At 39.5% G+C, this 20,467-nt stretch carries 18 protein-coding genes and 1 pseudogene; 14 read left to right on the forward strand and 5 right to left on the reverse strand.

Annotation, left to right across the window (positions count from 1 at the left end):
- Positions 1 to 555, reverse strand: a pseudogene (locus tag LPH68_RS11890) (AAA family ATPase); the annotation flags it as partial.
- Between the two features lie 100 nt (positions 556 to 655).
- Positions 656 to 1,783: an ATP-binding protein gene (locus LPH68_RS11895; RefSeq protein WP_004317037.1), complete on the reverse strand. Its 1,128-nt coding sequence runs from the start codon at positions 1,781 to 1,783 to the stop codon at positions 656 to 658.
- Between the two features lie 304 nt (positions 1,784 to 2,087).
- Here LPH68_RS11895 and LPH68_RS11900 point away from each other — a divergent pair, with 304 nt between their 5' ends.
- Positions 2,088 to 3,866, forward strand: coding sequence for an oxaloacetate decarboxylase (locus tag LPH68_RS11900; protein WP_192923120.1), 1,779 nt, complete (start codon positions 2,088 to 2,090; stop codon positions 3,864 to 3,866).
- Between the two features lie 167 nt (positions 3,867 to 4,033).
- Here the strand turns inward: LPH68_RS11900 and LPH68_RS11905 are convergent, their stop codons facing one another.
- Complete coding sequence (locus LPH68_RS11905; protein ID WP_004312261.1) at positions 4,034 to 4,429, reverse strand: helix-turn-helix domain-containing protein; 396 nt, start codon at positions 4,427 to 4,429, stop codon at positions 4,034 to 4,036.
- Positions 4,430 to 4,776: 347 nt separating this feature from the next.
- Between LPH68_RS11905 and LPH68_RS11910 the strand changes: the two genes are divergently transcribed.
- The 9 genes from LPH68_RS11910 to LPH68_RS11950 all read left to right on the forward strand — a co-directional run bounded on the left by LPH68_RS11910 (position 4,777) and on the right by LPH68_RS11950 (position 14,241).
- Entirely contained in the window at positions 4,777 to 5,637 is an 861-nt protein-coding gene (locus LPH68_RS11910) for a penicillin-binding protein activator LpoB (protein ID WP_151922839.1), read from the forward strand.
- Between the two features lie 39 nt (positions 5,638 to 5,676).
- Positions 5,677 to 6,939 (forward strand): DUF6175 family protein, encoded by a 1,263-nt coding sequence (locus LPH68_RS11915; protein ID WP_151922840.1) that lies wholly within the window; start codon positions 5,677 to 5,679, stop codon positions 6,937 to 6,939.
- Positions 6,940 to 6,950: 11 nt separating this feature from the next.
- A complete protein-coding gene (locus LPH68_RS11920; protein ID WP_151922841.1) occupies positions 6,951 to 8,828 on the forward strand; it encodes an LPP20 family lipoprotein in 1,878 nt (625 codons plus the stop codon).
- Between the two features lie 30 nt (positions 8,829 to 8,858).
- The gene (locus LPH68_RS11925) at positions 8,859 to 9,440 is read left to right on the forward strand and encodes an LPP20 family lipoprotein (RefSeq protein ID WP_151920888.1); all 582 of its coding nucleotides are present in this window, start codon (positions 8,859 to 8,861) and stop codon (positions 9,438 to 9,440) included.
- A gap of 45 nt (positions 9,441 to 9,485) precedes the next feature.
- Entirely contained in the window at positions 9,486 to 10,493 is a 1,008-nt protein-coding gene (locus LPH68_RS11930; RefSeq protein ID WP_151922842.1) for a hypothetical protein, read from the forward strand.
- Complete coding sequence (locus LPH68_RS11935) at positions 10,490 to 12,064, forward strand: hypothetical protein (RefSeq protein ID WP_151922843.1); 1,575 nt, start codon at positions 10,490 to 10,492, stop codon at positions 12,062 to 12,064. Before LPH68_RS11930 ends, LPH68_RS11935 begins: the two co-directional genes overlap by 4 nt.
- Positions 12,065 to 12,076: 12 nt before the next feature.
- Positions 12,077 to 13,363: a hypothetical protein gene (locus tag LPH68_RS11940; RefSeq protein WP_004298497.1), complete on the forward strand. Its 1,287-nt coding sequence runs from the start codon at positions 12,077 to 12,079 to the stop codon at positions 13,361 to 13,363.
- Between the two features lie 215 nt (positions 13,364 to 13,578).
- Positions 13,579 to 13,872, forward strand: coding sequence for a nucleotidyltransferase family protein (locus LPH68_RS11945; RefSeq protein ID WP_004298496.1), 294 nt, complete (start codon positions 13,579 to 13,581; stop codon positions 13,870 to 13,872).
- 15 nt (positions 13,873 to 13,887) lie between these two features.
- On the forward strand, positions 13,888 to 14,241 hold the full coding sequence (locus LPH68_RS11950) for a DUF86 domain-containing protein (protein ID WP_008775271.1): 354 nt from the start codon (positions 13,888 to 13,890) through the stop codon (positions 14,239 to 14,241).
- 16 nt (positions 14,242 to 14,257) lie between these two features.
- On the opposite strand, the gene LPH68_RS26840 is transcribed toward LPH68_RS11950, so the two are convergent.
- Positions 14,258 to 14,359 carry an AraC family transcriptional regulator gene (locus tag LPH68_RS26840; RefSeq protein ID WP_128859561.1) on the reverse strand — a complete coding sequence of 34 codons (102 nt, stop codon included), beginning with the start codon at positions 14,357 to 14,359 and terminating at the stop codon, positions 14,258 to 14,260.
- Between the two features lie 297 nt (positions 14,360 to 14,656).
- On the opposite strand from LPH68_RS26840, the gene LPH68_RS11955 reads away from it, so the two are divergent.
- The 4 genes from LPH68_RS11955 (at position 14,657) to LPH68_RS11970 (ending at position 19,055) form a co-directional block, all read left to right on the forward strand.
- Positions 14,657 to 15,934 carry a DUF3575 domain-containing protein gene (locus tag LPH68_RS11955; RefSeq protein WP_055234472.1) on the forward strand — a complete coding sequence of 426 codons (1,278 nt, stop codon included), beginning with the start codon at positions 14,657 to 14,659 and terminating at the stop codon, positions 15,932 to 15,934.
- Between the two features lie 9 nt (positions 15,935 to 15,943).
- Positions 15,944 to 16,945 carry a DUF5119 domain-containing protein gene (locus LPH68_RS11960; RefSeq protein WP_229037548.1) on the forward strand — a complete coding sequence of 334 codons (1,002 nt, stop codon included), beginning with the start codon at positions 15,944 to 15,946 and terminating at the stop codon, positions 16,943 to 16,945.
- A gap of 52 nt (positions 16,946 to 16,997) precedes the next feature.
- Positions 16,998 to 17,975, forward strand: coding sequence for a fimbrillin family protein (locus LPH68_RS11965; protein ID WP_055234470.1), 978 nt, complete (start codon positions 16,998 to 17,000; stop codon positions 17,973 to 17,975).
- Between the two features lie 240 nt (positions 17,976 to 18,215).
- Positions 18,216 to 19,055 carry an AraC family transcriptional regulator gene (locus LPH68_RS11970; RefSeq protein ID WP_004322970.1) on the forward strand — a complete coding sequence of 280 codons (840 nt, stop codon included), beginning with the start codon at positions 18,216 to 18,218 and terminating at the stop codon, positions 19,053 to 19,055.
- Positions 19,056 to 19,679: 624 nt separating this feature from the next.
- Here LPH68_RS11970 and LPH68_RS11975 read toward each other — a convergent pair.
- Positions 19,680 to 20,435, reverse strand: a complete 756-nt coding sequence (locus LPH68_RS11975; protein WP_004298485.1) for a succinate dehydrogenase/fumarate reductase iron-sulfur subunit — start codon at positions 20,433 to 20,435, stop codon at positions 19,680 to 19,682.
- Positions 20,436 to 20,467 lie beyond the last annotated feature (32 nt).

Here is a 20,467-nt window from a genome sequence, read left to right on the forward strand (position 1 = left end):
GCTTTGCCTCGTTGAATATAATTCTTGACGAAGTAGAGCACCATATTTGAGTTGTACATGGTGGTTTCGCCATAACATTCTTCCGTAAAGCAGTAGTTGTCATACCAGGGTTTTATTATTTCTATCAATTCGTCCACCGTATCTTGTGGCAGATAGTCGGCATATATTTTGCAGAAGTTCTCAAAGGTGGTGCCACAATGCGCATCCAGCCTCTTTCGGTAGTTGTGCAATTCACCGACTATTCCGGCGAAGTTGAAATACAGCACCAAATACCTGTTCCGGTCAGGGGGTAGGGTGTTTTCCGATGTAAAGGTCGTCAAACAGGGCATCGAACTTATTCTTGGCAAGTATATCATAATAATGTTGCAACATATTTACTGTAAGACTTTTGCCGAAACGGCACGGGCGAATAAAGAAGAAAAACTTGTCTGCCTCTTCTATCATGGGGATAAACCGGGTTTTGTCCACATAATAACAGTCGTCGCGGCGGATTACTGCGAAGTTCATCATGCCGTATGGGATACGTTTTCTGCGCGGTATTATATATTCTTCCATAATTTAGTTAGTTTTGTCTTAAAAGTGTCTTTAGAGTAGTAGTGATGCACAGAGAATCGATTTATGATCGGCAATCTGTGCATCTTTTATTGTATATATGTCAGTAAAGCATTTCTTTTTTAAACCATACTCCAAATACTGGATCTGCAAGAACTATCTCTTTTCCATTTGTCTCTATGAGCTCCTTTTGTAGTAATGCATTTTTTAAGCGGACAATATTGGCCGATGTTCCTAAATTGTATTTTGAAATGACTTCTTTGCTGCTGAATTTAGTGTGTATTCCATCAACAATTGCTTTTAGAAAATTCATTTGATAGGCAGAAAGGTTTTCTGTTTCACTTTGGAATAGAATATTGTTTTGGTCGAGTAGGTCTTCCAATGCATAAGAAAGTTGTTCTGTGGTTGCTGTATTAATGGTACGTATCCAAAGTAGCCAGGAAAGTTGCTGTACATAAGACGAATGGTTGTCTACAAGGCGGCAGATTTCTTCTGCAAGTTCGGGAGAAATGTGTTTTCCTGTATTTTCAAATCGTTTGCATATATATTCAATCCAGTATTTTGTTTCTATTTTTGCGAGATAGATAGCATCTCCAAATTTATAGAATGGTAAATTCTTCTTTTCAAAAAGTTCGTTCATTAAATGCTTTTTACTTCCGAAAAGACAATATGAGACATGTTGTTGTAATTGCCATACGCTACGTAGCTTTTTCTGAAACGTTTTGGAATCTTCGAAATCCGAAATTTGTTGGAACTCATCAATGCAAATGACTATCTGTATTCCTTTCTCTATTGCAATTTTTTCGGGTAACTGTAAGATGTCATTCTCCGTATTATTTTGCATGTTGTACTCGAATGATATAGAGAAATCGTTCATCGGATCTGCTCCGATAGAGATTTTGGGATTGATGTGTGAGAGGAATTGTTTAGTATTCTCTATCCATTCCTCCCATTTGGAAGAAGTTTGTTTTAAGATAGAAGTGGCAAAGAGACGATAAAACTCATTTTCGGTGCGACAGGAAAAAATGTCTATGTAGACCACTTTTCTCTTGCTATCTTGTGATAGCTGGGCTACTTTCTTAACTAGTGATGTTTTTCCCCATCTTCTAGGAGAAATAAGCACTGTATTTACACCATGTGCAAAGTTTAGGAGTAAACGTTGAGTCTCTTTTTCGCGATCTGTAAAGTTATCTCCGGAAGTGGCTACACCAAAAACAAACGGCTTTTCCATAACTATTCTTTATTATTCTTATTGGGCAAATATAGTGATTCTTTGAAATACTAACAAGTTTGTTACTAACAATGTTGTTACTAATAGACTTGTTAGTATTCTTAAAAGAATAAATGCGAACATAAAACAATTTGATTTGTTATTTATAGTAAATGGATCTATGTGGAGGTGGTTTTCTTGCATTATGATATTAAACATCTCTTTATATCTATTTTTTAAGGTGATTGTTTGACTATATGTCAGTTTAAACCTTTATATTTGTATATGTGAAGTTAACCGAAGAAAAAATCACTTATTATTGGCTATGATTAAAAAGGAAATTAAATTCAGTCTTGTTTATCGGGACATGTGGCAATCTTCCGGTAAATATCAACCTCGGGTTGATCAGCTTGTTCGTATCGCTCCTTTGATTATTGAGATGGGCTGTTTTGCCAGAGTTGAAACGAATGGCGGTGCTTTTGAGCAAGTGAATCTGTTGTACGGTGAAAATCCTAATAAAGCCGTCCGTGCTTTTACCGCACCTTTTAAAGAAGCGGGTATTCAAACGCATATGCTCGATCGCGGATTGAATGCGTTGCGTATGTATCCGGTTCCGGCAGATGTGCGTAAGTTGATGTATAAAGTCAAGCATGCGCAGGGAGTGGACATCACACGCATCTTTTGTGGACTGAACGAAACAAGAAATATCATTCCTTCTATTAAATATGCTTTGGAAGCAGGTATGATTCCGCAGGCAACTCTGTGTATCACCTATTCTCCCGTACACACTGTTGAGTATTATGCCCGAATTGCCGATCAACTGATTGAGGCCGGTGCACCTGAAATATGCTTGAAGGATATGGCGGGTATCGGTCGTCCGGGTATGTTAGGAGAATTGGTCAGGACTATCAAGGAGAAACATCCGGATATATTGATTCAATATCATGGTCATAGCGGACCGGGATTGTCTATGGCTTCTATTCTTGAGGTTTGCGAAAATGGTGCGGACATCATTGATGTGGCTATGGAACCGATGTCTTGGGGTAAAGTGCATCCGGACGTAATCTCTGTGCAGGCTATGTTGAAAGATTTAGGTTTCCAGGTTCCCGACATAAATATGAAAGCATATATGAAAGCTCGTGCTATGACGCAAGAATTCATTGATGATTTTCTGGGTTATTTTATGGATCCTACCAATAAATACATGTCTTCACTTCTACTGAAATGTGGTTTGCCGGGTGGTATGATGGGTTCCATGATGGCAGACTTGAAAGGAGTACATTCCGGTATCAATATGATATTAAGGAGTAAGAATGAGCCGGAACTTAGTCTGGATGATCTGCTTGTGATGCTTTTTGATGAAGTGGAATATGTATGGCCTAAGCTGGGTTATCCTCCTTTGGTGACTCCTTTCAGCCAGTATGTGAAGAATGTTGCATTAATGAATCTTATGCAGCAGGTAAAAGGGGAAGATCGCTGGACAATGATAGATAACCATACTTGGGATATGATTCTGGGTAAAAGTGGACGTCTTCCGGGTAAGCTCGCACCGGAGATTGTAGAGTTGGCGAAATCTAAAGGATATGAATTTGTCGATACCGACCCGCAGTTGAATTATCCGGATGCTTTGGATGAATATCGAAAGGAAATGGATGAAAATGGCTGGGAATATGGAGAGGATGACGAGGAACTTTTCGAACTGGCCATGCACGATCGCCAGTATCGTGATTATAAGTCCGGGGTTGCCAAAAAGCGTTTTGAGGAAGAGTTACAACATGCTAAAGATGCGGCAATGGCAAAGAACGGATATTCGGAAGAGGAAATTAAGAAATTGAAACGTGCCAAGGCAGACCCGGTCATTGCTCCTGATAACGGGCAGGTACTTTGGGAAGTTTCCGTAGAGGGACCATCCATTGCTCCATTCATCGGACGTAAATATCAGCATGATGAAGTCTTTTGTTATCTTTCTACCCCATGGGGAGAATATGAAAAGATTCTGACCGGATTTACCGGACGTGTGGTGGAAATATGTGCGCAACAAGGTACCAATGTACGTAAAGGAGATGTAATCGGTTATATTCTACGGAGTGATATCTTTGCGTAAACCTTTTATAAGAGTTAGGGTATAAGCTACACCTAATAAAGAATTTTAGTAGGGTGTCTTAAAAGTGTTTTTAAAATAGTAGTGATGCACAGAAAATCGATAACTAATCGGTGATCTGTGCATTCTCATTATTGTTACCTTAATGTAATAATTCTATGAGTATGTTACTATACCAGTACTTTATTCTCTAAAAGTTCTATGCGTTTGCACAATATCTCGATAAACCGGCTGTTTGCCTTGATTAGTTCACGGAGATCCTCTGCAGCTTCAATGCGGACAGTGCTACAATCTTTCGCGACTCCGATATTTGTCCCGATTGTACCTGTGTTATTGACATACACATTTCCATCTATTTTATTAAATAGCTCCAATGCAGACATATTTAGCACTTCTGCTATTTTGTTCAGCCTTGTTAATGTGAGGTCGGTTTCACCATACTCAATCTTACAATAGGCACTTGTTGACAGGTTCAACTTTTCTCCCATTTGTTCTTGAGTAAGATTCTTTTCCATACGAAGCATTTGCAGCCGATGTCCTACTATCTTTTTTAAATCCGTTTCCATGTATATTGTTGTTGGGAAGCAATTTTTATTCGACAAATGTAACAATTTTAGCGGATATAACAAATGCTATTTTATACTTATTCAAAGGAACTGAAGAAAATACAATGATGGAAAGATTTTGAATGAGAGAAAAATACTTCATATTATCGTACATACTGCAATATTCCTTTTATATTTTCCTTTCTCGTTGATATTTGGATAATACTATGCGTTTAATGGATAGTTGTAGTAAATATTGTGTATACAATTGATCTTGATGTGTGCTTAACTTTGCAACCGGAGAAACACGCAGTGACTCTTAACACTTAAAAAACAAACATTTCATTAATAATAAAAGAAAAACAAACATGAAGAAGATTTTACTATTGTTCTCAATCTGCTTAATTTCGATGTTAGGTTATGCACAAACTAATGAAGATGGAAAAGAAAGCGTTTACATTGATTATTTTTCCCGTCCTGGCAGTATAAACAACATTTTAGCAGAAGCTTTGCGTAATAAAATTATTGAAGGTATTCAAGAAATGAATCGTGTCGTGTTGATTGACGTTGATTCTAATGAAGCATTGAAAACCGAAGCCAGGCGGCGTCAGGAAGCTTCCGCTATGGGAGATGTTGTTGCCAGAAGCGAGGCTATGACGACGTTGGGAGCTAAATATCTGATTCAGGGGAATATTACAAGTATGCAGGGTATTAAAAAAACGGACAGTAAAGGAAAGCCCTATTATAAAGGAAGTGTTTCTTACACATTAAAGATTGTGGATCCTTCTAATGGTACGCTCAAAGGTACTCAGGCTTTCTCTCATGAAGGGTTGACGGGAAGTATAGGAGATACTCCTGAAGAGGCAATCATTAAAACGTTGGATTATGCCAAAATAAGTATGGATGACTTTGTTAACGAGAATTTTAAGATACAAGGTACGATTGTGCAAGTGGAAAGCACAAAGAAAGATAAAGCACAAACTGTATACGTTGATCTTGGAACAAAAAGAGGTATACAGAAAGGACAGAAGTTTACTGTTTACATAGAGATGGACATTGCCGGTGAACTGTCATTGAAAGAAATCGGTCGCTTAAACGTGAAAGAAGTGTTGAGCGGGACACGTTCTTTGTGCAGTGTCAGCAAAGGTGGGGAAGAAATCATGAGAGCTACCAAGGAAGAAAGGAAGTTGATTATCATTTCGAGGAAAGATACCTTTTTGTCATTATAATCAATTTCAATTATCAACTTTTCTCCTAGCAAAAAGAAAATGAAACTACGAATACTACTTTTGAGCCTGCTGGCGACATATACTATTCATCTCACAGCACAGGAGCTATACTCCAATGATCTGTTTTGCGTGAAAGCAGATAATAATTTGGCTGTTATCGCAGCCTCCGGAATAGCAGAAAAGAAGAAAGATGTATATTCTATGGCATTGAAGTCGATTTTCAACGCTCTCTTCTTGAATGGTATTGACGGAGTAGAAAACGGTCGGCCGCTGGTTGGGAAAGAAGACTCTTACTATATGAACCAGTTTTTCAATTCACGCTATATGCTTTTTGTGAAAAATTATGAGACGGTCGAAGAACCGGTGCGACAATCTTCCAGACTTTATAAGGGTACGGTTACGGCCCAAATTTTACTGGGTGCACTTAAAAAGGATTTGATACGGAACAAATTGATGACAAAGCCCATGGAGGAGATGTCGATGGAAGAAACCCGGCAACAGGTTGCTCTTCCAACCATTATGGTGGTTCCTTATAAAAGTAATGACCGGAGTTCGTATGCCGGTATCCTGAAAAATGATTTTGATCTTCGCGTAGCGGTAAGTACGGTAAAAGAAGGATTCGTCAAACTTGGTGTGAAGACGGTAGCTGCCGAAGGAAAACAGGCAGGTACTCTGCGTGCTTCTGAATGGGAGAGTAAGAATGCTGATTCCAATGATAAACAGTTGTTGATGAATTCGGGGGCAGATGTATATGTGATTGTTGATTTGCAGAAAGATATATCGGCAACCTCAGGTAGTAGGGTATCATTGATTATGACTGCTCGTGAGACCGCTACAGGAATTGATTTAGCCAGCCGGAAAAGCTGGACGAACCGCTTTAGGACAACAGATGTGGACAAACTATGTGCGTATGCGGCACAGGATGTTTTGGATGGTTTTCTGAAAGATATTTCAAAGGAGTTTGCCCGGAGAGTCCAACAGGGAAATACGATAGTTCTTCGGGTCAGTCTTGCTGATAACGCTGTCAATACGATGAACAGCCGGATAAACGGGAGCACTACTCTTTCGGCGCATATACGCAACTGGGTGAGGAAGAATGCTCAGGGAGGACGCTACCATATTCAAGGTGCTGTGGACGATAGTCTGATATTTGATTCGATACAGATTCCTGCAAAGGACAGCGACGGCTTGCCGATGGATTGCATCACGTTTGCGGATAATCTGGTTAATTATCTGAATGATTCCGGAATAGATAGTGAACACAGAGTGGATGGAAGTACCATCTATTTGACTATTCAATAAATCAAGGACGTATGAAACATTGGCTTTTATTTATTCTTGTGATTTCATGGTTTTGCTTTCCGCTTTCCGGTCAACAAACGAACCGTCCTGACTGGGTGAAACAGCATCCTGTTGATGGTTTAAATTATATCGGAATAGGAATGGCTGAAATATCGGGAGGGGATTATCAGCAAAAGGCAAAGCAAAACGCTTTGTCTGACCTTGTATCTGAAATTCAAGTGGTGATTGCCGCCAATTCTTTGTTGAATACGTTGGAGGACGATGGTAATGTGAAACAAACCTTCGCAGAAAGTATTCGTACAGAAGCCCGGGCGGAAATAGAGAACTTTCGTCTGGTGGATTCCTGGCGAAGTGACAATGAGTATTGGGTTTATTATGAACTGAATAAGGATGATTATGCGGCCTTGGTGGAAGCACGTCGTCAGAAGGCAATCCGTAACGGCTTCGATTTTTGGTATAAGGGACACATTACTTTACAACAGGGAGATTTAATGACTGCCATTGAATTATTCTCAAATGGAATGGAGGCTATACGCCCGGTGCTTAATCAGGAGTTGTTCTGTTCTTACGAAGGAAAGACAATTAATCTGGCGACTGAACTATATGCGGCTTTGGCTGGAGTATTTGATGGAATAACGATTGTTCTGAATCCGGCAACCGTTTCAGCCACGCCGTTTCAAGGTATAAGGGAGCCTATTGCTATAGGTGTTTACCGTAATGGAAATCCGTTAAGGAATATCCGGTTGAAAGCCGAGTTTGTTTCCGGGTCGGGAGATTTGTCTTCCATGTCTCCCACCGACGAATCGGGAGTTGCCGCTCTTTATGTGCGCAATATTACTTCTAAACAGGCACAGCAGGAAATTGGAATTTCATTAATTGATGATGTGTTCAGCTTGTTCCGGAAGGGAAGTTATGCAGCTTTATTCAAACAAATGCTTTCTTCTCTTCCCGGAGCAACGTTGACTGTCAACACGGCGCAGACACAGACTTCTGCTTATGTTAGAAGTGCGCAGAGCGATATAGAGACGGTGGAACGAACTGTGAAGAGTTTGCTGAACAATCATTTCTTTAACGTAGTTGCATCTCCTTCTGAAGCCGACATTATCGTTACATTGGATAATAAGTGTCGTAAAGGCAATACCGTTCCGGGTGAACTGTACAACTTCATCGAATTCTTTTCTACGTTGGGGATTAAAATAGAAAATAACCGGACGGGGCAAATCCTATTGAATTATTCTATTAATGATGAACGGACATTAGTACCTGAAAATAAGTCCGCTTCTCAAGGCAAGAATATGGCGGCGCGTGAATTGATAAAACGGTTGAACCGGGAGTTTGCGCGTGAATTGAAGAAAATAACATTCGACAGAACCGGAAAGATTCCGGAAAGACAGAAGATGTTGCCGGATGTTCCTGTTCCGGTAGTCGGTGCTTCCGTACCGGAAAAAGAAGCTGATCCGGTTATATCTGTCCCTGTTGTGGTGCCGGAAGTTATTCCTGCTCCTTTGGTTCCGGTTAAGTCCGCCAAACCAGAGAATCAAAAGGCAATTCGGGTTGAATGGTTGGATGGTGTCTTTGTTGAATTTGACAAACTTGCAACTTTGGGAGACAAATCGAGGATACATCTTAAGATTGTGAATACAAATGCTGACGATTGCGAAGTGGACTTATATAGTGGAAATCTGACGGTTATAAACGAAAAAGGTGAAGAATCTCCGATTGTCAGTCTCAAACTGGGGTCTAAGTTCAATGACCGCAGAGTCACTGCGCTCATTGTGCCTGATCTGCCTACGGAGATGGTTATTGAGGTAAGTAAGTTGCAATCTATGGCACTGCTGCAATTGAAGGATTTCAAAAATAATATAGTGAAGTTGAGAGGCTTGAAATGAATCATATATTAACATTAAAAAAGACTTGAAATGAAAAGAATTAATTTATTGGGAACAGCATTGCTAACCATTGTTGTTATGACAAGTTGCGGTAGTTCAAAACCTGTAACACAAACAGTGCAGCAACCGGCAGTGCAACAGGACGTAGAAATTAATGTTCCTTGTTCGGGACCGGAATTTCAAACGAACAAAGAGTATTTTAGAGCTAGTTCGATGGGACTTTCTACGGATATGTCTATTGCAAAGAAAAAAGCGATGACGGAGGCCCGGGCTGAAATTGCTACTGCTATCAATGCAAAAGTGAAATCGGTAACCGATAGTTATGTTTCCTCTTATCAGCAAGATGAAAATGATGAAAGCAAAAGTCGTTATCAATCATTGACCCGTACGGTAGTGGAACAGGAATTGAGCGGTACGCGTGTAATTTGTGAAAAAACCATGAAGACTCCTGATGGTAAATACAAAGTATATGTCTCTCTTGAACTGGCAGGAGAGGAAATCATGAATGCTATGGCAAATCGTATTAAGAATGATGACAAATTGCGCATTGACTTTGAATATGAAAAGTTCAAAAAGGTATTTGAAGAAGAAATGAGTAAAAACGCCCAATAAGCAGCTTGTTTATCTTTAATAACTACCCAACTATTTGAAGATTGAATGATGAAACTTAATTTGTCGGATATAAGATATAATTGGGTAGTTATTTTTATTATCCAGTTGCTTTTGTCTCCCGGTATTGATGTGTTTTCACAGGCAATGCCTGTTGATACAGTTTATAACCAATCTTATGACTGGAGACCGGGACAGCGGGAGACTTTGCCGGAATGGGTGTTTGCTTCTCAACGGAAAGGTCGGGTAGTTGGTATATCTGATCCTCGTATGAAATCCGAAGCTGCAAGGATGCTTGCTTTGCAAAGAGCGGCTTATCTGTATTCATTGCAGCAAGGGGTACAATTGAGACTTCTCTCGGACGTTTTTTCCACCATGGAGACTGCCAGTAATACATACGAAGACCAAAGAAACAAAATGCTTGTACTGGGAGTGATCGAACATCCCGTTCAACATGTTTCTTACCGGATTGAGCATGAATATACTTCTATATTTGGAGAGAAATTTCTGGAGGTATCTTTTACTCCATCGAATGATAGTTGCGATTTTTCTTATCATTTCGTTAGTGAGTTGATGCTTTTGTTTACGAAAGAAAGGGTTGAGGAAGAAGAGGTGAAATTCAATTTATTGTTGGAATCGGATAGTTGTAGGGAGCAATCAGACCAGTCATGGTTTCAGCTTAAGGGAACACAGTCATCTCCTCAAATAATTTCATATATGAACGGAGTTGAAATTTGTTCTTCACAAGAAGGCTGTTGGTATGAAGATGCCGGTTTCGGAGGTCAGGACGGATTGGAGAAGATGGATATGAGGAATGCCTTTTGGAATGCCTATATGTCTTCTTTAGTGAAGGCGCTGTTGTTATATCCGTTTTCTGATGTAAATGTCAAGCAGGTGGACGATCGTTTCAATGGCGGCACTGATTCCGGTTGTGGTTTGTATCGGGAGAAGGTTGTCGCTGTCTTGTCCATTTTCCCCTTTATCAAAGATATACGGAATAATAAGCTGTGTGTGGATTGGCAGATAACAGAACAACAAAATATAATAAGGAAATGAGGAAAAATAGGATACGAATACTATCTATGGTAGTTTTTTCATTGTGTTTGCCGTTTAGTCTTTTTGCGCAAATAGATAAAGACATGAAGGAGTTTGACGATTTTGTGAAGCAGCAGCAAAAAGAGTTTGATGATTTTGTGAGCGAACAGAATAAGGAATTTGCCGAATTCCTGAAAGAAACCTGGAAAGAGTATGATTTGCAGAAGCCGGTGGTACGTCCTCAAAGACCAGAGCCTGTAAAACCGGTCAGCTTTGACCATAAGAAGCCGGCAACAAAACCGCAAGAGGTTAAAGTAGGGGAGGTGACCCGACTCCCCATTCCGACAGTGACTCCAAGTGCGACATTTTCTCCTTCAAAAGGGAAAACACCGGTTCCGGTTATACCGGGAGGTAAAGATGTGGCTGTAGAACCGGAAAAGGATTCTGCGGTGCTCCCTGAAATAAAACCGGAAGTGAAGCCTGAAGAAACCGTTCCGGCCAAACGCTCACTTTCCGGTGTAGAGTTTTCGTTCTACAGTAAAGATTGTGTTGTCAATGCTTCATTGAAGAACCGGCTCACTTTAAAAGGGATTGCAGAGAAAGATATTTCTGCCGGATGGGAGACGTTATCGCGTAGCAACTATCAGCCTTTGATAGACGACTGTCTGGCTTTTAAAAAGGATAATGCCCTGAATGACTATGGCTATCTGCTGTTAACGAGGAAAGTTGCTACTGAACTATGTGGAAGTACTCATTCCGATGAAATAGCTCTTATGCAAATGTTTCTCCTTTCTCAATCGGGATATAGGGTTAAGGTGGCGCGTATGGATAACCGCCTTACTTTATTCTATGCTTCGAGTAACATGATTTATGCTACCTGTTTTATTACTTTGAATGGAGTAAACTATTACAGGTTTGATACTACCCCGGATAAAACTAATTCTATTTACACTTACAACCGTGATTTCGCCAATGCGAAGAACCCGGTAAATATGAATATCACTGCTCCTCAACCCTTTTCAGGAACTTACGTGGAGAAAACGTTGCAAGCGAAAGCTTATCCATCCGTCAAAGTCTGCTCGAAAGTAAATTCGGGACTTATTTCCTTCTATAAGGATTATCCGCAATGTGACTTTTCTGTCTATGTGGGAGCTCCTGTCAGTCAGGAAGTACAACAGACGGTGCTTCCATCATTGCAAGCTGCCGTACAAGGGAAAAAACAATCGGAAGCCGCTAATATACTGATTAATTTCGTGCAGACAGCTTTTGATTATAAGACAGATGGTGACCAGTTTGGTTATGAAAAGCCTTTCTTTGTGGATGAGCTGTTCTACTATCCTTATTCCGATTGCGAAGACCGTGCTGTGTTATACTCTTATTTGGTACGTACTCTTATGGGGCTTGATGTTGTATTGTTGGAATATCCCAATCACATGGCAACAGCGGTCTGTTTTGATGAAAACATTGACGGAGATTATATAACTGTAAGCGGAAAGAAGTACATAATTTGTGATCCTACTTATATTGGAGCTTCTATCGGGCTTGCCATGTCGCAATTTAAGAATGTGGCAGCCAAGGTGTTGAAATATTAATTTTATTATATTATGAAGAATATTAAAAAGTATTTGTGTGCCATTGTAATGATGGTTATTTCGATGACTGCATTTGCGCAGGAAGATGTTTTTAGCGGTGACTGGCTAGGAGCAAATAAAGAAGGCGATTTAAAGGTTGCGTTCACATTGAATTGTGATGGTAATTGGCAATTGAATCCTTATAATGAGAATGCCAGATGCAATGGATTTATGGAAGTGAATATGCTGGAACCCGGTGGAAGGGAATCTTTGATGGCAACTTATGAGTTTTACGTCGAGAGTATGAACGGGAATGAACTGACTCTTTCTTTTGTAGGTGGACGTCCGGAGGTTGATGCCGGGATTTCCGGTCAATGCAAAGTCGTTTATAGGGATGATAAGTTGTCGTTTACCGGACTTGATAAAGGCGGAAAAGATGCTGCCTTTAATGGATTGACACTTGTAAAAAGCGGTAGTGGAGCTGATGCAATAGCTGATGCTGCGGCGGATGACGGAGTTCCTTTGGGAGTAAAGATATTGGCTGTTCTCCAACTGATTTTGTATATTGCCGTTGTTTTATTTATTGTGGGGCATATGTTTTTTGTATGGTATAAGGGCGCACGTTATAAAGAGGTTTTTACGGTAGAAGGAATGTTGAATAAACGCCTTGCAGCCGGAATGCCGGAGAAAATGACGGATGAAGAGATAACGGAGGCGTGGAAGCTGATGGATGAGGCATTTGCTACTTGGACGGTGATTGAAAAAACAGATGATGATGAATTCAGAAAGCCGACAAAGATGAAGCAAATTAAGAAATCTGTTCTTTTGATTGATCAGGTTATCGGTATGTGTCCTACTGATGCTGATGTCATAGAACGCTTAAATTCATTGACTGATGTGATTAATAGTGGTGAAGAACGTCATTTTGATGGTTCCAAGAAATTAATCTGGTTAGGTGTCATTGTGGGTATCTTGATGTATTGGATGATGGGAGTCGGTATGATGTTTTCTACTTTAATAGCTACCGGTTTGTATGTGGTAGCGAGCAGGACGCCTCAATTCTTAATTGATAAGCGGGCACTTCGTGGCGGTGGAAATATTCATAATGGTATTTTTGCCGGAGTGTTCGGGTTATTGGCAGGAGCGCAGACAGTGCGGACAATATACAAGTTTAATGATGGTCATAAAGAATATTCTGATGATCATTCACAACATTGGATTGCTTTGGCAATCGGACTTGTCGTTTTGTTTGTATTGGCAATGATGATGGCGTTCTGGGCACTTCTGAACTATTTACGTAATTATGTTCTGTACTTTTGATGGATAAAACTAACATGGTTGTTAATAATGGATTCGGCAGCATAATTAGGCTATTTATGTTTTGAAGTAGAATTTAGAGTAGCAGGTGTACAGGGGATCGATGAAAATTCGATGACCTGTGCATCTTTTTTTAATTAGTGATACTACAAAATATGATTAAGAATCTGCTAATTCCAATATAAATTTTAATATTTGCATTATAACAATAGTGTCAATTGAAAACAAAAGATGAAATAATCGCTATTCTCCGGAATTTTAAGGAAGAATTTGGGGAGAGATATGGAATTGAAAAGTTGGGACTTTTTGGTTCTGTGGCTCGTGGTGAGCAGAAAGAGGATAGTGATATTGATATTTGTGTAAAGCTTCAAGATCCGGATTATTTTACTCGAATGGAAATAAAAGAGTCATTAGAAGAGCGTTTTAATGCAAAAGTGGATGTCGTGTCTTTAACCGCAATTATGCGTAGTTTATTTCGCAATCATATAGAGAAAGATGCAATCTATATCTAATGCTGACTATTGGATATGCTTCTTTTTGTAGAAGAACGTATTAATACAACTATAGAAAGATGTGGTAGTGTCATTTCTGTAAATGATTTCTTAGCTTCTCCTGATAAGATGGATATTTTTGATGCGACTTGTATGCGTTTGCAAACCATAGGTGAGACTGTTAAGAATATAGATAACCTGACTAATCATGAATTATTGATAAATTATGCCGGTACTCCATGGAGGAGCATCATTGGACTGCGCAATATTATTTCTCATGAATATTTATCTATTGACCCCGAAGAAATTTTTAAAATAGTAAAAGTGCATCTACCTGGATTGCTTCTTGCAATTCAGCAGATCAGGAATGATATTGCTGCTAGTATATGAGACCTTTGTAGCTTTTCTATTTTTTATTATGCAAACGGTAGTCTTTAGGTGCCACTCCCATCCGCTTTGTACACTCCTTATAGAAATGTGATCTATTCATAAACCCACTTTGATACATGATTTCTTTAATGAAATTTTTGGGTGGGGATAAAATATCTCGTAGAAAATTCCTGGCGACTCCCGATCATAGTTATTTCCCGATTTGTATAGAGGAGATGAAGCTTGGCATCCATGTGTATGTGGAAAAGCCGCCTGTCAGAACTTCCTTTTTCTGTTTATTATTGACCTTAAACTCTCAAAACTTGCAAAATAGTTTCAATCGTTTCACAGAACCTTTCATGCCTTTGTTTTTGTTCTAAAAGTATGATTCGATTTGTTTTCTAACTTCTATATTTGTTATCAGAAACGAACGACAATGAAACATGGTATCTATATATTGACTATTCTTATGGCTTTATTAAGCCTTCCAGAAAGTGGGTATGCTTCGATTCCATTTTTCGCTGTTGCGAATGATACAATCCGGCGGGCAGTGATATATTTTGATGCGAATGAAGCGAAAGTGAATCTTAGTTATAAGAATAATAATCAGGTAATTATAATTTTAGATTCTTTGCTTCTCGGAAATTTAAATACGAAATATATAACAGCGCTGAATGTGGAAACTTTTGTTTCTCCTGATGGTGATGAATCTTATAATAGAAGTTTGGCTGCTCGGAGAAATGATTCGATAAAGGAATTCTTACAACGGTATAATTCGGATGTTAGTGTTGATAAGATTCATTTTTTTTCAGGGGGAGAGGATTGGTCGGAGTTTCGTAAGTTGGTGGCATCCGACTCTAACTTACCAGATCGGGAAGAAGTGCTGATATTGATTGATTATCATAAGAATGATGTCAATAAACGGAAACAACTGTTGCGAAAATTGAATCGGGGAATTGCTTACCGATACATTGTTCACAATATCTTTCCAGAACTGCGGAGATCGGTTATTACGATTGTCGGAGAAACTTCGAAATTAGGTAAAGAGGCTTTTGAACCGGTATCTTCTGTCTCCGGGTTGTTTGTTTCAAAGCAGGAAGAGGCGCTTCCGAAAGATCAACCTGATAAGCCTGTGGGAGAAAGTGAAAAAAAACAGGCCTGTGAGGTCGATATATCGGAGGCAGAAGGGCCGGTGAAAAGCCAAACTGTACTTGCAGTGAAGAATAATCTGTTATATGATTTGGCATTGGCGCCAAATATAGAAGTGGAAATTCCGATGGGCAAGAGGTGGTCTTTGAATACTGAATATAAATGTCCGTGGTGGCTGAATAGCAAACATGATTTCTGCTATCAGCTCCTTTCGGGAGGGATGGAAGGACGTTGTTGGCTGGGAAACCGTCAGAAACGCGACCGATTGACCGGACATTTTATCGGACTTTATGCTGAAGGCGGGATATATGACTTCCAGCTGCGTGGAGACGGCTATCAAGGTAAGTATTACGGAGCTGCGGGAGTGACTTATGGATATGCACGGCAATTGGCACGGCATTTTTCCCTTGAATTCAGTCTTGGCATAGGGTATTTGACAACAGAATATAAAAAATATACTCCTTATGAGGGAGATATTGTATGGACAAATAGTGGGCGTTATAACTTTATTGGTCCTACCAAGGCGAAAGTTTCTTTGGTATGGTTGATAACAACAAAGAGATAGGAGGGCGTAATGCGAAATACAAGATACGGGTTTCTTGTGCTTTTGTCCTCGCTGCTGATGCTAACTGGATGTAGCCGTCGCGATATATTGGATGATTATCCCGTAAGTGGGGTAGATATAAAGCTGGATTGGGATGGAGTGACAGATCAACTGCCGGAGGGAGTTCGGGTGATTTTTTATCCGAAGAACGGAGATGGCAGGAAAGTAGATAAATACCTTTCGGTACGAGGTGGAGAAATGAAAGTTCCTCCGGGGAGGTATTCGGTAGTAGCCTACAACTATAACACGGAATCTATACGAATCAGGGGCGAAGAGTCTTATGAAACGATAGAAGCCTATACGGGAAACTGTAATGGTTTAGGGATTGAAGGAACGGAAAAGATGGTTTGGTCACCGGATTCATTGTATGTGTTGAATATAGATGAGCTGAAAATAGAGAAGAGTGAAGAAGTGCTTCGCTTAGACTGGAAGTTGGAATCTGTGGTGAAGAAATATTCTTTTGCAGTAGAGGCTAAAGGTTTGGAGTATGTTGCAACAGTGGTAGGAAGCATTGATGGATTATCCGATTGTTACTGTATAGGCAAAGGTCGTGGAGTATGTAGCTCACAACCTATCTACTTTGAGGTAAGGAAGGGAGACAATAAGGTAACGGCATCTTTCACCGCTTTCAAACAAGTAAAGGAAATGACAATGCCGACGCGAATGTCAACATCAGAGAGAGAAACTTCTAGTGAGAAAGATGCTATAATATTAATATTGAAATTTATCAAAACAGATAATACAGTTCAGGAAGCAACAATTGATGTTACTGAAATAATAGGTACACTTGAAAATGCTGGAACAGGGGAAGATGGAAAACCAACCCCACCACCGGAGATTGAGTTACCGCCTGATGATAAGATTGAGGTTGATAAGCCGGAAACACCACCGAATCCTGATGGAGGTGGAGGAATGGGCGGCAATGTTGATGAATGGGGGCCCGAAGATAATGTTGAGTTACCCGTGAATTAAATAAATGCTATAAACAAAATATAACAATATTATAAACTTAAAAAATACAGTTATGAAGAAAATTTTATTGGCAGTAACAGCTGCTTTAGCAATTACGGGTTGCTCACAAAATGAAGAGTTTGAAAGTACTGGACTAAAATCCGAAATTGTATTTAATACAATTGTAAGTAAAACAACAAGAGCTGCAGTGACAGATATTACGGGTTTACGGAGTAGTGGGTTTACTGTATATGCTTATAATACTGGTGCTAATATTATTAGTTCTGAAGGCTTAGAATTAACTAACTCTATTATACCTGAGGGATTGGCGGTAACTTCTTCAGGAGAGAATTGGATCTTTACTGGTACATATTATTGGCCACTAAATGACTATGTACAGTTTTTTGCTTATGCAACAGACGATGCTGTAACAGAATATAGTGTTTCGGCAGGACTTCCTACTTTGAAATATACTATTGCTTCTGATGTCAAATCCCAAAAGGATTTTGTTGTAGCTCAAGCTAATGATAAGAAGAAAATGGCAGAGGCTCTTCAGCTTACTTTTACTCATGCTCTTACACAAGTCAATTTTTCTGTAATTGGAGCTGACAATAGTACGTATAAAATAAGCTCTGTATCAATTGAAGGAGTTGCAGAGAGTGGCGTTTATTCATTTAAAACAGGTAAGTGGACTGCTGGCAGTGAAACAACAGGAAAATATGCTTATACTATTGCATCAAATGCTTCTGTTTCAAGTTCTACGACAGCTGTTCAGCTTGACCAACAAAATGGTATTTTAATGTTAATGCCACAGGCAATGACAGATGCAGCCCAAATTAAAATAAGTTATTCTGTTTATAATGGAGAAACGGAGATTTCGAAATCAGAAAATACAGTAATTCCATTAAAAGAAACTGCTGCATGGGAAGCAGGTAAGAAAGTTCGTTATACTTTAAAATTGGCAAACAATGCAGCTACCATGACTTTTGCTCCAGAGGTTGGCCCATGGGCGAATGATGATGATACTCCAGTAAATAAAGATGTTGAATAAGGGGAGTAGAGCATAGAAGTGGACAGCATTTGGCATGTCTTTGATTGGGTTGTTTAATCTTGAAATTTATGGTTTAGATTGATAAATAGAACTGTATAAAATTAATGAATTATACAGTTCTATTTTGATATAACGATATAACATAACCTCTTTTTCACTTTTCTCTCTTTTTTTATGGCAATATGAAAGATTTCATATATTTTTGCTGGCAGCATAAACAAACACAAACACAGTCAGCGTATGCCATCTATTTGTCAAGGAACCTGGGATTGTCAAATATGTCCAAAAGCGGTGAGTAATGCCATTACTCATGTGATTTATCAGCGTGGTTTTCATAAACCGGCTCAAAAGTGTGAAGAAAATCTTATCCTTTTTTTGATGAAGGGAGAAATACTGGTCAATAGTAAGGAATATGCGGGGACAATGCTTAAGGAAGGTGAATTTATCCTTCAGGCCATTGGTTCTATGTTTGAGATGCTTGCTATGACTGAATGTGAGTGCATTTATTATCGTTTTATTCAGCCCGAACTGTTTTGTGATTTCCGTTTCAATCATATCATGAAGGAAGTATCTCCTCCACTTATTTATACTCCATTAAAAATAATTCCAGAACTGCAATATTTCCTCAATGGGTCTATTACTTATTTGAAAGGAGATAAAGTCTGTCGGGATTTGCTATCTCTGAAACGAAAAGAATTGGCGTTTGTATTGGGATACTATTATTCCGATTATGATCTTTCGAGCTTGGTGCATCCACTCTCTAAATATGTAAATAGTTTCCAATACTTCGTTATTCAAAACTATAAGAAAGTAAAGACAGTGGAAGAACTGGCACAATTGGGTGGATATACCCTTAGTACATTCCGTCGTATCTTCAATAACGTCTTTCATGAACCTGTTTATGAATGGATGCTGGCGAGACGTAAAGAGGGCATTCTGGACGACTTGAACAACTCTAAATGTAGCATCTCGGAGATATGCTATAAATATGGTTTTGAATCTTTACCCCATTTTTCTAATTTCTGCAAGAAATCTTTTGGTGCCTCTCCACGTAATTTACGTAGGCAAGACATTTCATAAATGCAACTATGTAAGATAATTGCGGTTCACCGGTTTCACCCAATTCTCTAAATGCCGATGAATAAGGTAACAGCGGGTGAAAGCAAGGGAGAAATTCAGGCGAAACTGAACCTTCCCGGTTTCACCTATTGAGTTTATTCATACCGACTGTTGGACATATAGCTCCAAGGTGTTGGATATATAGCTCCAAGATGCTGGATATATAGATGCAACAACTCAAGTATTAACACATGAGAACTAAGGTGTTAAGACCTGGTGGCCAAAGTATTACATCCGCACAGTTCACTCATTAATACCTGAAAGCGGATTTGCTATAAGCATATCCGGATTAGCTATAATGATAATTGTTTTAGCTCAAGGGATATTTTAATAAGACAGGTGAAAGTGGTAACGAATGATTTTACCTTATTTCAATCCTCGCTTTCACCCGTAATTCTCTCATTCATAACAGTTCTGGCTATAAGGTGAAATCGGTGAAACTTATGAATTAAAAGTTCATGTTACTGATCCGTATTAATAATAATTGTGATCTACTCATACATAAAGAAATCCCCTGTCGGACTAGCCGGCAGGGGATTCTGTCATTAATCAAATTAAGCTCTCGCTATTGAAATCTAGCAATTTCTAGTCTTTTAATTTTGCGATGATGAAGTCGCGGTTCAAGCGAGCGATGTTGCTGATAGAAATATTCTTCGGACATTCAGCTTCACAAGCACGAGTGTTTGTACAGTTACCGAATCCCAGTTCGTCCATCTTTGACAACATAGCTTTTGCACGACGCAAAGCCTCCGGTTTACCTTGCGGCAGCAAGTTCAACTGGCTAACTTTTGCAGAAACGAACAACATAGCAGAACCATTCTTACATGCAGCTACACAAGCACCGCAACCGATACAAGAAGCAGCATCCATAGCTTCGTCAGCGATAGGTTTCGCGATCAGGATAGCGTTAGCATCCTGCGGAGCACCTGTGCGTACGCTTACATAACCACCAGCTTGCATAATCTTGTCGTATGCAGTACGGTCTACCATCAAGTCTTTGATGACAGGGAAACCAGCCGAACGCCAAGGTTCAACAGTGATGGTATCACCGTCGTTGAAACGACGCATATAGATTTGGCAAGTAGTAGCACCTGTTGCAGGACCGTGCGGGTGTCCGTTGATGTAAAGAGAACACATACCGCAGATACCTTCGCGGCAGTCATGATCGAATACTACCGGTTCTTTTCTTTCGCTGATGAGCTGTTCGTTCAGAATATCCAGCATTTCGAGGAAGGAAGTATCACCGGGGATATCTTTCATTTGGTAGGTTTCAAAAGCACCTTTAGCTTTCGGACCAGCTTGGCGCCATACCTTCAGTGTAAATGATATATTTTTATCCATTTTCTTCTAATTCTTTTAAATGTTTAACTTCA

The organism is Bacteroides sp. 1_1_30 (assembly GCF_020982715.1).
In the GTDB taxonomy this organism is placed as follows: Bacteria; Bacteroidota; Bacteroidia; order Bacteroidales; family Bacteroidaceae; genus Bacteroides; species Bacteroides xylanisolvens.